The 14538-nt window shown below is 71.6% G+C and carries 14 protein-coding genes; 6 read left to right on the top strand and 8 right to left on the bottom strand.

Annotated elements, in window-relative coordinates:
- Window positions 1–303: 303 nt before the first annotated feature.
- The 3 genes from recQ to FFS25_RS06340 form a co-directional block, all read right to left on the bottom strand.
- Window positions 304–2154 (bottom strand): DNA helicase RecQ, encoded by a 1851-nt coding sequence (gene recQ, locus FFS25_RS06350; protein ID WP_058872158.1) that lies wholly within the window; start codon window positions 2152–2154, stop codon window positions 304–306.
- A gap of 111 nt (window positions 2155–2265) precedes the next feature.
- A complete protein-coding gene (locus FFS25_RS06345; protein WP_137802295.1) occupies window positions 2266–3132 on the bottom strand; it encodes a siderophore-interacting protein in 867 nt (288 codons plus the stop codon).
- A 126-nt stretch (window positions 3133–3258) separates the two neighbouring features.
- Window positions 3259–4533, bottom strand: a complete 1275-nt coding sequence (locus FFS25_RS06340) for a serine hydrolase domain-containing protein (protein WP_171004116.1) — start codon at window positions 4531–4533, stop codon at window positions 3259–3261.
- Window positions 4534–4754: 221 nt separating this feature from the next.
- On the opposite strand from FFS25_RS06340, the gene FFS25_RS06335 reads away from it, so the two are divergent.
- The gene (locus tag FFS25_RS06335) at window positions 4755–5366 is read left to right on the top strand and encodes a hypothetical protein (protein ID WP_137802293.1); all 612 of its coding nucleotides are present in this window, start codon (window positions 4755–4757) and stop codon (window positions 5364–5366) included.
- Here the strand turns inward: FFS25_RS06335 and FFS25_RS13385 are convergent.
- Together FFS25_RS13385 and FFS25_RS06330 are read right to left on the bottom strand one after the other, a co-directional pair.
- Entirely contained in the window at window positions 5359–5529 is a 171-nt protein-coding gene (locus FFS25_RS13385; protein WP_171004115.1) for a type 2 periplasmic-binding domain-containing protein, read from the bottom strand. The two genes, FFS25_RS06335 and FFS25_RS13385, sit on opposite strands and share 8 nt — an antisense overlap.
- The gene (locus FFS25_RS06330) at window positions 5520–5996 is read right to left on the bottom strand and encodes a LysR substrate-binding domain-containing protein (RefSeq protein ID WP_283957207.1); all 477 of its coding nucleotides are present in this window, start codon (window positions 5994–5996) and stop codon (window positions 5520–5522) included. The genes FFS25_RS13385 and FFS25_RS06330 overlap by 10 nt, the downstream gene beginning before the upstream one ends.
- 182 nt (window positions 5997–6178) lie before the next feature.
- Here FFS25_RS06330 and FFS25_RS06325 point away from each other — a divergent pair, with 182 nt between their 5' ends.
- Window positions 6179–6730 (top strand): fluoride efflux transporter FluC, encoded by a 552-nt coding sequence (locus FFS25_RS06325; protein WP_137802291.1) that lies wholly within the window; start codon window positions 6179–6181, stop codon window positions 6728–6730.
- Window positions 6730–7119: a fluoride efflux transporter CrcB gene (gene crcB, locus FFS25_RS06320; protein ID WP_137802325.1), complete on the top strand. Its 390-nt coding sequence runs from the start codon at window positions 6730–6732 to the stop codon at window positions 7117–7119. The genes FFS25_RS06325 and crcB overlap by 1 nt, the downstream gene beginning before the upstream one ends.
- 97 nt (window positions 7120–7216) lie before the next feature.
- Here the strand turns inward: crcB and FFS25_RS06315 are convergent, their stop codons facing one another.
- Entirely contained in the window at window positions 7217–8737 is a 1521-nt protein-coding gene (locus FFS25_RS06315) for an SDR family oxidoreductase (RefSeq protein WP_137802290.1), read from the bottom strand.
- Window positions 8738–8814: 77 nt separating this feature from the next.
- On the opposite strand from FFS25_RS06315, the gene FFS25_RS06310 reads away from it, so the two are divergent.
- Window positions 8815–10164: a threonine/serine exporter family protein gene (locus tag FFS25_RS06310; protein WP_239546396.1), complete on the top strand. Its 1350-nt coding sequence runs from the start codon at window positions 8815–8817 to the stop codon at window positions 10162–10164.
- Between the two features lie 272 nt (window positions 10165–10436).
- A complete protein-coding gene (locus FFS25_RS06305; RefSeq protein ID WP_137802289.1) occupies window positions 10437–11801 on the top strand; it encodes a threonine/serine exporter family protein in 1365 nt (454 codons plus the stop codon).
- A gap of 25 nt (window positions 11802–11826) precedes the next feature.
- On the opposite strand, the gene FFS25_RS06300 is transcribed toward FFS25_RS06305, so the two are convergent.
- A complete protein-coding gene (locus FFS25_RS06300) occupies window positions 11827–13029 on the bottom strand; it encodes an acetyl-CoA C-acetyltransferase (protein ID WP_137802288.1) in 1203 nt (400 codons plus the stop codon).
- 137 nt (window positions 13030–13166) lie between these two features.
- Between FFS25_RS06300 and FFS25_RS06295 the strand changes: the two genes are divergently transcribed.
- A complete protein-coding gene (locus tag FFS25_RS06295) occupies window positions 13167–14090 on the top strand; it encodes an ornithine cyclodeaminase family protein (protein WP_137802287.1) in 924 nt (307 codons plus the stop codon).
- Between the two features lie 60 nt (window positions 14091–14150).
- Here FFS25_RS06295 and FFS25_RS06290 read toward each other — a convergent pair whose 3' ends face one another.
- Complete coding sequence (locus FFS25_RS06290; RefSeq protein ID WP_212742725.1) at window positions 14151–14534, bottom strand: SLC5/6 family protein; 384 nt, start codon at window positions 14532–14534, stop codon at window positions 14151–14153.
- Window positions 14535–14538: the final 4 nt, after the last annotated feature.

Below are 14538 nucleotides of genomic sequence, written 5' to 3'. Positions count from 1 at the left end.
CTGTAATGCCGCGTCACGCACTCTGACCTAAGGCATTGATTGCTTTTCAAGCGTTTCGACATGCCGTGCACAGCGCGGCTCGAGCGGCCTTGCCGTGCGCTTCCCGCATCGAGTGGCTCCGCAGTGTCGTCTCCCCTATCGAGTGGCATGGTGGTGTGCGTTTCGATGTCGAAACGCACACCACCACGCCACTCGATGACAGCGGGTCCTCGATCGCACGCCGCGACGCCACTCGATGGGGCGAGCGCCGAAGCGGCGGCGCATCAGACAGCGTCAGCGGCCTGCGGATGACGACGGGACGGGTCAGCTGAGGGTCCGGGTGACCACGTCGACGACGGCGGAGCCGTAGCGGTCCAGCTTCCTCGCGCCGATGCCGCTGACGCCGTGGAGCTCGGAGGTGGTCTCCGGGCGGCGCTGGGCGATCGCGATCAGGGTGGCGTCGGCGAACACGACGTAGGCGGGGACCTCCTGCTCCTTCGCCTGGGCCGTGCGCCACTTGCGCAGCGCCTCGAAGATCTCCATCTCCTCCGGCGTGAGCTCGCTGCGTGCTGCGGCGGCCGTCGTCCGCGATCCGCGCGCAGCCGAACCACGACTGCGCTCCGAATCCTTGCGCAGCTCCAGGGTGGTCCGCCCGCGCAGGACGCCGTCGGCCTCGGGTCCCAGCGCCAAGGTGGCGTAGTCGCCCACCGCGGCCAGGACGTCACGGGCCAGCAGCTGCCGGACCAGGCCCTTCCACTGCTGCGGGCTCAGGTCCTGCCCGATGCCCCACACGCTCAGGGCCTCGTGATTCGACTCGGTGGAGCGCGGGTTCGGCTTGCCGCGCAGGATGTCGATGAGCTGCCCCGAGCCGAAGTGCTGGCGTCGTTCGCGGTCCAGGCGGATGATCGCCGAGAGGATCTTCTGCGCGGGGACGGTGGCGTCCCAGCCCTGGGGCGGGTTCAGGCAGTTGTCGCAGTTGCCGCAGGGCTCACCGGTCTGACCGAAATAGCTGAGGATCTGCACGCGGCGGCACGTCATCGTCTCGCACAGCGCCAGCATGGCGTCCAGGTGCTGGCGCTGCGAGCGCTGGTGCTCGGCGGTGCCCTCGGACTGATCGATCATCCGCCGCAGCTGCACGACGTCCTGCAGCCCGTAGGCCAGCCAGGCGGTCGAGGGCAGCCCGTCACGGCCTGCGCGCCCGGTCTCCTGGTAGTAGCCCTCGATCGACTTGGGCAGGTCCAGGTGGGCCACGAAGCGGACGTCGGGCTTGTCGATGCCCATGCCGAAGGCGATCGTGGCGACCATGACCACGCCGTCCTCGCGCAGGAAGCGTGCCTGGCGCTGCGAGCGCTCGGATTCGGTGAGACCCGCGTGGTAGGCCTCGGCGTCGATCCCCTGCTTGGACAGGAACGCGGCGGTCTGCTCCACGGACTTGCGGGACAGGCAGTAGACGATGCCGGCGTCTCCGGGGTGCTCGTTGCGGATCAGGGACAGCAGCTGCTGGCGCGGCTGGTCCTTCTCGACGATCCGGTACTGGATGTTGGGCCGGTCGAAGCTGGCCACGAAGTGCTGGGCATCCTGCAGGGACAGCCGCTGCGTGAGCTCCTCATGGGTGGCCTGCGTGGCCGTGGCGGTCAGGGCGATCCGGGGGACGTCGGGGAAGCGCTCGGCCAGCACGGACAGTCCCAGGTAGTCCTTGCGGAAGTCGTGGCCCCACTGGGACACGCAGTGCGCCTCGTCGATCGCGAACAGCGAGACCTGCACCCGCGAGAGCAGCTGCAGGGTGCGCGGCTGCACGAGCCGCTCGGGGGCCATGTAGACCATGTCGAGCTCACCGGCCAGCAGCCTCCGCTCGATCTCGTCGGCCTCCTCGAAGGACAGCGACGAGTTCAGGTACGCAGCGTTCACCCCTACCGCAGCCAGGGCGTCGACCTGGTTCTCCATCAGGGCGATCAGCGGGGAGATGACCACGCCCGTGCCCAGCCGCATCAGCGCGGGGATCTGGTAGCACAGCGACTTGCCGCCGCCGGTGGGCATCAGCACGACGGCGTCGCCGCCCGCGGCCACATGCTCCACGATCTCCGCCTGCTTGCCGCGGAAGGACTCGTAGCCGAAGACCGATTCGAGGATCCGCAGGGCCTGGGTCTCGAGCTTCGGTGATGCGGAGGTCGTCACGCGGAACCCGGCCTGCCTCTCGTGCTCGCGGATCGGTGTCGTCGGGTCCGGACCCGACGAGATGCCCGAGCAGTCTAGCCCTCGGTCCTGCCACGCAGGGTGGCTGCGGGTTCAGCGACGACGCCGCGGGTCGGCCCGCGTGCGGTCCTTCCAGTAGCCGTGGATATCGAGCTGGTGCTTGTTCAGCCGCACCCGCTCGGCGATCCGCCCGCGCAGGGCCTTCATGGCGTGCGACTCCCCCGCCGCGAAGACGAAGAGCTCCTCGGGATCCCCGAGATCGAGCTCGTCCACGGTCGGCTCCAGGAGACTGAGGCAGCCGTCGGGAAGGGGTGTGGAGTCGCGGTGCATCCACCGGATCTGCACGTCGGCCCCGGTGCGGGAGGCCAGCTGCTGCTCCTCGGCGGCGTCGGCCACCTCGATCACAGCGCTCACCCGAGACTCAGCCGGCGCCTCCTCGATCAGCCGGGAGATGGCCGGCAGGGCGGTCTCATCGCCCAGGGCCACGTAATGCGCAGCAGCTGGGAGCTGACGGGCGCCCTTGGGGCCGAGCACACCCAGTTCGTCACCCGGAGCCGCGCGGATGGCCCAGCTGCCGGCGATCCCGTGGTCGTGGAGCACGAACTCGATCAGCAGCTCGGCCTTCTCTGGGTCGAAGCCGCGCACGGTGTAGCTGCGGGTCTCGGGCTTGCGACCGCCGGGCCAGCGCAGGCCCTTCTCCGTGGACTCCGGCATGGGCAGCACGCCGGTGGACGGATCCGGGAAGAGCAGCTTGACCTTGTCCGAGGGCGCGAACTCCCGGAACGGGAAGCCGTCGAGGTCCTCCCCCGTCAGCACGATCCGACGCAGCCTCGGGGTGATGTCCTCGACGCGGACCACGCGCAGACGGCGGATGCCGATGCCCTCGCGCTTGCGCTCCGGGCGCTCCTCACGACGATCGCGCGTGCTCTCGGACATCGACCCGCGACGGTGCTTCGACATGACGGCCTCCTGGGAACGAGATCAGACTCGCCACGCTAGCCATGGGATGGGGTATGCGCCACACGCAGCAGGTCTGCGACAGGCGCCGTCGTCGTCCCGGATGCTGAGCGGCGACCGCACCCCGGCTCACAGCTGCAGGGCCGAGCCCTCCCCTGCCGCGGCTTCGCCGGCGGGCCCGTCGGCCTGAGAACCGGGCAGCGTCTCGCCCGGGCAGGTCGCGGAGAACGCGGCCAGCAGGGCGGCATTGGCGTCCGGGGCCGGGCCGCCCGGAACCCACGAGCGGCCGGACCAGGACATCGCCATCCGGCGGGAGGCGTCGACCGTGGAGAACGACAGCGTCTGGGTGCCGAACCCGGCACCGTCATGGCCGATCAGCCGCTCGGGCTGCCCCGAGCTGTCCAGACAGGGGCTCATGGCGACATAGAGGCCGAAGCCCATCCCGAACTGAGCTGCCGCCCCCTGCGGCGTGATCATCTGCTCCACCAGCTCGGGGTTTACCAGCTCCCCGCGCAGCAGCGCTCCTGAGAAGCTCGTGAGGTCCTCGGCCGTGGCGTAGACGCCGCCGGCGCCGGAGAAGATCGACGGATCGATCGTCTCCAGCGCCACGAGCCCCTCCTGGAACCGTCCGTAGGGCATGAGGTGTCGCCCGCGCACGACCGTGGAGTCCTCCAGCCGGGAATGGTGCATGCCTGCAGGCCGGAGCACCCGGTCTCGGATCAGGCCCTCGATCCGGGTGCCGGAGACCTCCTCCAGCATGATCGACAGCACGACGTAGCCGGTGTTCGAGTAGGCGAGCCCCTCCCCTGGCTCGAACAGCCAGTCCAGTTCGCGAGCCGCGCGCACGATCTCGCGCTCGGGGTAGTGCCGGGCGATCGCGGCCTTCAGCTGCTGAGAGGTGACGGCCTCCTGACCATCCCCGACGCCGAGCAGGGTGTAGATCCCGTCGGGCATCCCGGAGGTGTGGTTCATCAGCTGGGCCACGGTGACGTAGCCGTGGCCCGGGTACAGCCCCGGCACGACGTCGTCGATCGTGGTGTCCAGGCTCCAGCGCCCGGCCTCGATCTCCTGCATGACCATGGTGGCGACCATGCCCTTGGTCACCGAGGCGACCCGTGCCCGGTCCTGGGGCTTGGCAGAGTCCCGTCCGATCTGCCGCAGGCCGGCCGCCGTCTGGAAGCCTCCGGAAGCGCCGACGACGGAGGCGACGACGCCCACCGCGCCGTCGTCCACCATGGCCTCGAGCGCGTCCTGGATCGCATCACGGCGGAAGCCGATGTCCTTCGCCTTGCCCTTGCCTCCGGGGGCGGCCTGCGCGGGTGCGGCGACGGCGGCGGAGGCCAGAAGGGCTCCGGTGATCAGCTGACGACGGGACGGGCGAACGAGGTGCGACGGCGAGGTCATGGCGGAAGCCTTCCAGTGGCGGCAGGCACCGGCGACGGACCGAAGCATGCTCGGGTGGTCAGGTGAGCACGACCCTATCGCCCGCTCCGAGGGCGCCTCAGGACGACGCCCCCCCTGCCCGGATGCGGCGAATCCCACGACGTTGTTGAATGGAGATGCTGCGGAAGCCCCATCGGCCGCCCCTTCCTCCGGCCGAGATCCGCGCAGATGACAGGAGATCCATGAAGCTCGCACCCCGTCACCTCGCCCTCACCGCGGCGCTCGCCCTGACACTGACCGCCTGCGGCTCCGACGACGACAGCGCTGAGGCCACGACGCCGGCCGAGGAGACCTCGCAGGCTGCGAGCTCCCCGGAGGCCGCCCCCTCGACGGAGTCCGAGCGGCCAGCTGAGTCCGGGCAGTCGTCGGGACCGGCGGAGGCGACGGCCGAGTCCACGAGCTCCCCCGCACCGCACTCCGCCCCGGTCCAGGAAGGCGTCGTGCCCGCCAATCCGGGGCCCGCAGACATCCCCGGCTTCACCGAGGAGCCGGGGGCCGGTCAGGCCCCGGTGCAGCAGGGCCAGGCCGATCAGCCTGCCTCAGGAGGCCAGCCTGGCCAGACGGGCGCCACCGGACAGGACCAGAGCGCCCAGAACCCCGTGGGGCTCTCCGACGAGGCCTTCGCCCACTTCCAGGCAGGCGGCGCCTGCTACTCGGATTTCTTCCCCGCCGGCATCCCCAGCGCCTCGGCCCTGCAGGAGATCAAGGACTACTGCGCCACCACCGACCCGGCGGACTGGGATGTCACCGATGGCGTCCCCAACCCGTTCGGGGTGCCCGACCCCGTCATGTGATCCGCTCCTGCTGGCCCAGGCGCTCGCGGATCAGTGCCATCGTCGCCGCGGCGCGCGCGGTCGGCTCCGCATCGGGCGACCAGGCCAGGACCACGGGCTCCACGACGGCGTCGCGGGCCAGCGGCACCGTCACGATCGGCAGCCCCTCGCGGCTCAGCGGCACGGGGCCGGCAGGTACTGGATGCTGAACCCGATGCCGCGTGCGACCAGCGAGCGCATGAGCTCGAAATCGGCCGTGCGGCGGGCGATCCGCGGACTGAGCCCGAGCCGCCGCAGCTGCGTGAGCGTGGACTGACCGCTGGGCGGCTGATCGAAGAGCACCAGCGGCTCCTCGGCCAGCTCCGAGGCCTCGATCCGCTGCCGATCCGCCAGCCGGTGGCTTCCGGCGAGTGCGACCATCGGCTGCGCCAGGAACAGCTGTCGCCGGGGCAGGTCGGCAGGAAGGGCCAGCTCGTAGGCGATCAGCATGTCCAGGGATCCGTCGCGCACCAGCTGGGCGAGCTCGGTCCCGGAGCCCTCCCGCACGGACAGCTCCAGCTCCGGATGCCGCTGCGCCAGTGCCGTCCACAGCTCGGGGACCGCGGTGGGTGCGAGCGTGGTGTAGCAGCCCACTGAGACCGGCCCGCTCAGCGCGTCCCCGCTCAGGCCGCGTGGCAGCTCGCCGGCACGACGCAGCCGCGGCCATCCCGACGCACGACGCGGCCCGCGCCTGGGCGCAGGGCGCGGTCGAGGAGCTGACGGGGGTCGCGCTGGGCTGAGGGTGAGGGTGGGAGTGAGAGGATGCCTGCTGTCTCTCGCCCGGAAGGATCCCCATGGCCCCGCGCTCAGCCGTCCCCTCGCCCGCTGCTGCCCCGCGGCCTGCGCACCTGCGGGCGGGCGCGATCGCCCTGGTGCTGGTGGGCGGGACGCTGGGCACGGCCGCCCGCGAGGGTGTCTCCCTGATCCTCGGCACGGACTCGGAATTCCCGCTGGGCGCCCTGGCCGTCAACCTGCTCGGCGCCTTCCTGCTCGGGCTGCTGCTGGAAGCGCTGGCCCGCTGCGGGGCCAACGAGGCGCCGCTGAGACACCTGCGCCTCCTGCTGGGCACCGGATTCATGGGCGGGTTCACGACCTACAGCACGCTGGCCCTGGACGGGGCGCAGATGCTCGGCTCCGGGGCACCCGCGCTGGGTGCGGTCTATCCGCTGGGCAGCGTGATCGCCGGCGGCATCGCGGCATTGGCGGGCATCGCGGTGGCCGCGGCTCTGCGGCCTGACGCAGGCGCGGAATCCTGCCCTGAGGCCGACTCTGACCTCATGGCCACATCCGACGCGGGCCCCGCAACCCACCCCAGCACCGACCCTCGTTCGGGTGAGGCCCGATGATGACGCCGCTGCTTTTCGTGGCGATCGCCGCGGCCGGCGGCGTGGGAGCGGCCGGCCGCTTCGTGCTCGACGGACTCCTGACGTCCCTCTCAGAGGCCGACTTCCCCTGGCCCACCGTCCTGATCAACATCACGGGCTCGCTGCTGCTGGGCCTGATCACGGGATTCGCCGTGAGCGGGCTGCTGCCCGAGGCCTGGCGCCTCGTGCTCGGCACGGGGTTCCTGGGCGGCTACACCACGTTCTCCACGGCCAGCGTGGACACCGTCCGACTGCTGCAGCAGCGGCGCTGGGCGGCAGGCATGGTGCACGGGTTGGGGACGCTGGTGATCGCGGTCGGTGCGGCAGGGCTCGGGCTGGGCCTGGGCCTGTGGCGCGAGCCAGCGGCCTGACACCGGCCTCAGCCGGTCCCAGGCGGCTTCCCCACTCAGCCGGGAGGGCCGGTCCGGCCGCCCCGCTCAGTCAGCCGAGCCCGTTCGGTCTCCCCTCTCAGTCCGCCGGGTCCGTTCGGCTTGCCGTCTCAGCAGCCCGGTCTGCTCCCCGCTCAGCAGCCCGCGCCAGGATGTTGCGCGCCATGGACGGGAAGATGAACCCGTGGAACGGGTACACGCCCCACCAGTAGGCCTTGCCTGCCGCTCCCTGCGGGAAGAAGATGGCGCGCTGGCGGTACTCTGTGCCCCCTCCGTGCTCAGGCACCGCGGACAGCTCGAGCCAGGCCTGCCCCGGGGCCTTCATCTCGGCGTGCAGCAGCAGGGTCCGGGTTCCGTCGGGCCCGTTGGTGATCGACTCCACGCGCCACCAGTCCACGGCCTCGCCCACGGCCAGGCGGTCGCGGCTGCGCCGGCCCCGAGCCAGTCCCACTCCCCCGGCCAGTTTGTCCATGACCCCGCGCACCGACCAGGCCAGCGGCCACGAGTACCAGCCGTTGTCCGCGCCGATCGCCTGGATCACGGCCCAGACATCGTCCGGTGAGGCCGAGCCGGAGCGGCTGCGTTCATCCACATAGACCCTGCGCCCCGCCCAGTCCGGATCCGAGGGCAGCGGGTCCGAGGGCGGAGTGTTGGCCGCAGAGGCCCAGGTGGTCTCGACCTCGTCGGCTGCCAGTTTGCCCAGCGCCAGGCGCACGGCCCGGCGGTAGCCCGTGAGCCCGTCGGCCGGCGGGGCGATGTGCTGGTCGATGTCGTGGTCATCCGTCACGGCGTCGTGCTGCAGGGACTGCACCAGCGGCACCGCCAGCGGGCGCGGGATCGGCGTGGTGAGCGCGACCCACCAGCCGGCCAGCCGGGGCGCGGGGATCGGCAGGGCGTAGACCCGGCGCTGGGCCAGACCGGCCTCGTGCGCGTAGCCGTACATGATCGCCCCGTAGGTCAGGACCTCGCGCGAGCCGATCCCGAAGCGGCGGTTGGTGCCCTCCGGGATCTCGGGGGCGTGGACCAGGTAGTGCAGCAGGTCCCGCACCGCGATGGGCTCGATCCGGCGCAACACCCAGCTGGGCGCCGGCATGACCGGCAGGTTCTCGGTGAGGTGGCGGATCATCTCGAACGATGCCGAGCCGGAGCCGATCACCACGCCGGCCTCGAAGACCACCGCGGGGACGTCGCCCGCCAGCAGCGCATCGCCTACCGCGGTGCGCGAGCGCATGTGCGGGGAGAGCTCCACGCCCTCCGGGTGCAGCCCTCCCAGGTAGACGATCCGACGCACTCCGGCCCGGGCGGTGGCGGCTGCGACCGTGCGCGCCATGGCCAGCTCCTTCGCCTCGAAGTCCGAGCCCGAGGACATCGAGTGCACGAGGTAGTAGAAGGTCTCCACGCCGCGGGAGGCCCTCTCCACGGTCTCGGCGTCGCCCAGATCGCCCTGGACCACCTCCACATCCTGGCGCCACGGCACCCCCTCAAGGCGCTGCGGCGAGCGCACGAGCACCCGCACCGCATAGCCGGCCTCCAGCAGGCGCGGCACCAGGCGCCCGCCCACATAGCCGGTGGATCCAGTGACGAGCACGCGATGAGTCATGCACCACACACTACGCCGGAGCACCGACGACGCATGCGCCACAGCCCGAGTCGTCCCCGAACGATAGGGTCCCGTGCATGCAACAAAACCCTCAGGCCACTGACGATCTGGCCATGCGCCTGGGCGAGGCCCTGATCCGCTCCGGCGCCAGCTCGGCGAGCACCACCTCGTCCCTGCTAGCGCTCTACCGCAGCTCCGAGCTGCATGACGTCTCCGTGGCGATCACCATGGGCCAGATCACCATCAGTCGGCCGGGACAGGATGGAGCAGCCCCGAGCACGCGCGTCCACGAGACGGCCGCCGGGACGCTCGACATCCATCTGCGCTCCCAGGCCAATCGGATCCTCGAGGACGCGGTCCTGGGGAATCTGGAGGCGACACAGGCTCTCGAGGCCCTGGACGAGCTCGAGACGCAGCGCAGCCTGGCGTCGCACTGGCCCTCCGCCCTCGGGTTCAGCGCGATCGGCGTGGGGTTCAGCATGATCCTCGGAGGAAACGGCATCACCACGATCGCGGCGGGACTCCTGGCCGTCGTCGTCTATGCCTCCTTCGCCGCCCTGGAGCACCTGCGCGCCCCAGGGATCTTCAGCCTGGGCGCCGGCGGCCTGATGGCAGTGGCCGGGGCCAGCGGGCTCGCCGCCGTCGTCGACGGCGCGCAGACGGCGGTGTGCATCGTCGCGGCCCTGGCCGCCTGGCTGGCAGGCGTCGCGGCCTACGGCGCTGTCCAGGACGTCATCACCGGCTGGTACCTCTCCGCGACCGGGCGGCTCATGGACGTGCTGACACGCACTGCGGGCCTGGTGTTCGGCGTGGCGCTGGGAATCCATCTGCTCGAGCCGCTGCTGGGCCGGGACCCCGGCTTCCTGGAGACGCTGCAGACCGACGGCTCACGCTGGGTCCCCTCCATCGTGGGCGCGGTGCTCGTCTCCAGCGGCTTCGCGTTCTCGGCGGGCGGGCGCGGTCGAGTGCTGGCCTCTCTCGCGGTGTTCGGCGGACTGGTCCAGGTGGGCGTGCTCAGCCTGGGCGAAATGGGCGTCAGCTCCTATGCGGCAACGCTGGCGGCGTCGGTGATCACCGGGGGCATGTGCGTGGTGCTGACTCGAGCGCTGGGCGTCTCCTCGAACGCGAGCATGACCGTGGTGCTGCTGCCCCTGTTCCCCGGCATGTACGTCTACCAGGGGGTGCTCGGGATCATCTTCTCCGTCGAAGGCGCCGCGGACGCCCTGCTGCAGGGCGCCATCACGGCCTTCTGCCTGTCCGTGGGAGGCCTGCTCGGGCAGTACCTGGCTTCGGAGGCGCTGTGGGCCACTCGCGCCCGCCAGTTCGCCAGGGCCCACCCCGGGCGCACCTTCCGCAAGGAGATGCCGGTGGAGCAGAACGCCCGCGACATCATGGTGCCGGTCTTCTCCCGGCCGTTCTCCCAGTAGGTCTCCTGGGCCATGAGGCCCTCTTCACGGATGGGGCGCTGAGGTGCGGCGTCTCCGCCTGCCCCCACGCCCCGCCATCCCCCGCGCCTACGTGGCCGCACGCGCATGAGGAGGCACATTGCGCGTTTCCGCACGTAGGCCCGGGCTAGCGCGACAGGCGGGGCGTCGTCAGGAGCGGGAAAGGCGCAGTCCAGACGATTCACACTCCGCCCGCCGGTGCTGAGCACCGCTGGCCCAGCCCCTGCGCCGGGGGCGTCGCTAGCGTCCTGGCCATGCCTTCACGAGACGACGACGCCTTCCGCCTGGCCGTGCTGCTGGGCGAGGCGCTGATCCGCGGCGGGGCCAGCTCCGCCGCCACGACCACGTGCCTGCAGCGTGCACTGCGCAGCGCCGGAGTGGACGACGCCACCGTCGGGGTGACCATGGGCCAGATCATCCTCAGCCGCCCCGGTCGCGGCACGAGTGCTGCGATCACCCACGTCTCCGAGGCGCCGCCGGGCTCCCTTGACCTCGAGCTGCGTCGGCGCATCACGGCCATGCTCGACGACCTCGCCCAGGGCCGGCGCACCGTGCGCGAGTGCCTGGCCGAGCTCGAGTCCCGGGAGGCCGACGGCCCCGGCAGCGCTCAGCACACCGGTGCCCGGCATGCGATCCCCGCAGCCGGGCTCAGCCTCCTGGGCGTGGGGTTCTGCCTGCTCATGGGCGGCACCGCGGCCACGACGCTGTGCGCCGGCATGCTGTCGGTGGCCGCCTATGCCGCCTTCGCCGCGATGCAGCACCTGCGCTCCCCCGGCATCTTCTCCCTGGCCGCCGCGGGTCTCACCGCAGTGCTCGGGGCCACCGCCGCGACCGCGGTGATCGACGACGCCCAGACGGCCCTGTGCATCGTGGCCGCACTCGCGGCGTGGCTGGCCGGGATCACCGCCTACGGCGCGGCCCAGGACATGATCACCGGCTGGTACCTCTCCGCCGCCGGACGCGTCATGGACATCGCCTCGCGCACCGCCGGGCTCGTGGCCGGCGTGGCGCTGGGGATCCACCTGATGGCGCCGTTCGTCGGGGAGTCGGTGGCCTACATCGAGGCTCTGCGCCCCGACGGCGTCACCTGGGCCACCGCCATCTCCGGCGCCGTGCTGGTATCCGGCGGCTACGGGCTGGCCAGCAGCGGGCGAGGAATCCGCTTGGTCGCGCTCGCGGCGCTCGGCGGTCTCGTGCAGCTGATCGTGCTGATCGCTCAAGCGGTCGGGCTGAGCTCCTTCGTGGCGATCCTGGCTGCCGCTGTGGTGGTGGGGGCGATCTGCGTGCGCGTCGCTCCTTCACTGGGGCTGCCGTCGAACGCGTCCATGATGATCGCGCTGCTGCCGCTGTTCCCGGGGTCGTACATCTACCAGGGGATGCTCGGCACGATCTTCGGCGTGGACGGTTCCGGGGACCAGCTGATCGCCGGAGCCGTCACCGCCTTCTGCCTGTCGATGGGCGGGCTGCTCGGCCAGTTCCTGGCCTCGCGCTCGCTGACCGCCGCACGTGCGCTCGGGCTCGACGATCACCCCGACGACGACCCGCACGACGATCCCGCCGGTGCCCGCCCCGAGGCGCGTCAGCTTCCCGCGGACACCCTGCAGCACGTGCGGCTGTGAGGCCTCACCGCGAGCGCACGTCCCCTCACCGGCTCAGCAGCAGCGCGTCGCCCTGCCCGCCGCCGCCGCACAGGGACACCGCAGCCTTGCCTTCGCCGCGTCTGCTCAGCTCGTAGGCGGCTGTCAGCGCCAGGCGCGCGCCCGAGGCGCCGATGGGGTGGCCCAGGGCGATCGCCCCGCCGTGGATGTTGGTCTTCTCGAGCGGGTAGTCGAGATCTGCCAGCGACTGGCACACGACGGCGCCGAAGGCCTCGTTGATCTCGATGAAGTCCAGCTCCTCTGCGGTCCACCCGGCCTTGGACAGCGCGGCCTTGATGGCGTTCGAGGGCTGGGAGTGCAGCGAGGTATCCGGTCCGGCCACCTGTCCGGCCCCGGAGATCGAGGCCAGGATCTGCAGTCCGTGCTCCTCCGCGTAGGCCCGCGAGGTCACGAGCACCACGGCCGCCCCGTCCGTCAGCGGCGAGGAGTTGCCGGCGGTGACGGAGGCGTCCTCGTCCTTCGAGAAGGCCGGGCGCAGCTTGCCCAGCGACTCGGCGGTGGCATCGGCGCGCACGCCCTCATCGGCGCTCACCTTGACCGGATCGCCCTTGCGCTGCGGGATCTCGGTGGGGACGATCTCGTCGTCGAAGATCCCGTCCGCCTGGGCGGCAGCTGCCCGCTGGTGCGAGGCTGCCGCAGCCTGATCCTGCTCGGCGCGCTTGAGGCCGCGTTGCACGTTGCCCTGCTCGGTCAGCAGGCCCATGGACTCGCCGGTGTCGGCGTCGGTGAGGCCGTCGTGGGCCACGGAGTCCAGCAGCCCCACGGTCCCGTACTTGTGCCCGGTGCGAGAGCCCGGCAGCAGGTGCGGAGCGTTGGTCATGGACTCCTGGCCGCCGGCGACCACCACCGAGGCCTCCCCCAGGCGCACCAGGCGGGCGGCGTCGATGATCGCGGCAAGTCCCGAGAGGCAGACCTTGTTGATGGTCATGGCGGGCACGTCCCGGCCGATGCCCGCGGCGATCGCGGACTGGCGCGCCGGGTTCTGACCGGCGCCGGCCTGGACGACCTGGCCCATGAGCACCGTGTCCACGGACTCGGCCCCTACCCCGGAACGCTCGAGCGCCCCGCGGATCGCGGCGGTCCCGAGCTCGACGGCGCTCAGCGAAGCCTGTGCCCCGAGCAGCCGGGTGAACGGCGTGCGAGCGCCTCCGACGATGACGGGGTCGGTGGTGGCGGATGCGGCGGTCATGGGGAGGTCTCCTTCTGCTGTGATTCCTCTCACCATTGTGGAGCGAGGCTCCGACAGCTCAAGCCCTACAGACTCACGTCCACTGAACAGCCGTAGCGTTCCTCGAAGCACCCACCCCGCAGCGAAGGAGCCTGGCCATGAGCGACACCCAGCCCGAGTGGTTCACCGCCCAGCAGATCGCCCAGCGCATCTCCCCCGACCGCGCCCGTCGCCTGATCCGGCAGGCGATCCTCGACGGCTTCGATCCCTCCGAGGACCCGCACCGCATCGGCGTCCCGGCCGGGTCCGGGCACGTGCTGCTGATGCCCTCGACGCTCGACGCCTGGACCGGCGTGAAGGTCGCCAGCGTGTCCCCCAAGAACGAGCAGCTCGGCCTGCCGCGCATCCAGGCGACCTACCTCCTGATGGACACCCGCACCCTCACGCCCACGGCCCTGCTCGACGGTGCTGCGCTGACCACTCTGCGCACCCCGGCCGTCTCGGCGGCCGTCGCCGAGGACCTCGCTCCGGCCGAGGCGAAGCATTTGGTGGTGTTCGGCACCGGCCCGCAGGCCGAGGCGCACGTGCACGCCATGCTGGCGATCCGCCCGCTCGAGCGCGTCACGATCGTCGGGCGGAGCCCGGAGAAGGTCGAGCATCTGGTCGCCGAGCTGGGCCAGCTCGGCCCGCAGGTCGTCGCCGGCACCGCCGATGCGGTGGCCGAGGCGGAGATCGTCGTGTGCGCCACCTCCGCTGCCGAGCCGCTGTTCGACGGCTCCCTGGTGCCCGATGGCGCCTGCGTGATCGCCATGGGCTCGCACGAACCGGATCGCCGCGAGCTCGACTCGTCGCTGATGGGCCGGTCTCTGGTCGTCGTCGAGGATCCGGCGGCGGCACTGCGCGAGGCGGGCGATGTGGTCATGGCCCTCGACGACGGCGCCCTGGCCGAGTCCGACCTCGTCCCCCTGCGCAGCCTCCTCACGGGCGAGGTCGCACGGCGCGACGACCGCCCGAATGTCTTCAAGGGCACGGGCATGTCCTGGGAGGACCTGGCCGTCGCCGTCGGGGTGTTGGAGGACTGAGGGACACAGACGAGCGGGGCGTGCACCGCTGAAGTGCACGCCCCGCCGTCGTCGGGCTGATCAGGCCGCGGAGGCCCGCTCCTCCGGAGCAGCGCTCTCCCGAGCCGCCAGCCGTTCATCCCAGACCTGCAGCACCTCGGGATCCGTTGGCCGGGTGGCCAGCGAGACAGCCACGAACACGACCGCCGAGACCGCCAGGCCGATGTAGATCGGCGCATTGGCCATCACGCCGAAGGCGAGCATCCCGATCACCACGGCGATCGCACCGGCGACCATCGAGCTCGCCGCACCCACCGCATTGCCGCGCCGCCAGGTGAGACCGCCCAGGATCGCGACCAGCAGCCCGCCGACCAGCAGGTCGTAGGCGATCGTCAGCGCGGTGACCACATCGGGGACCAGGACCGTGGAGATCGCGACGCTGGACTGGGTCCACTGGCGGAACACAGGC

The organism is Kocuria sp. 2SI (assembly GCF_005502825.1).
In the GTDB taxonomy this organism is placed as follows: Bacteria; Actinomycetota; Actinomycetes; order Actinomycetales; family Micrococcaceae; genus Kocuria; species Kocuria palustris.
This window is presented reverse-complemented; position numbering and strand designations above follow the sequence as displayed.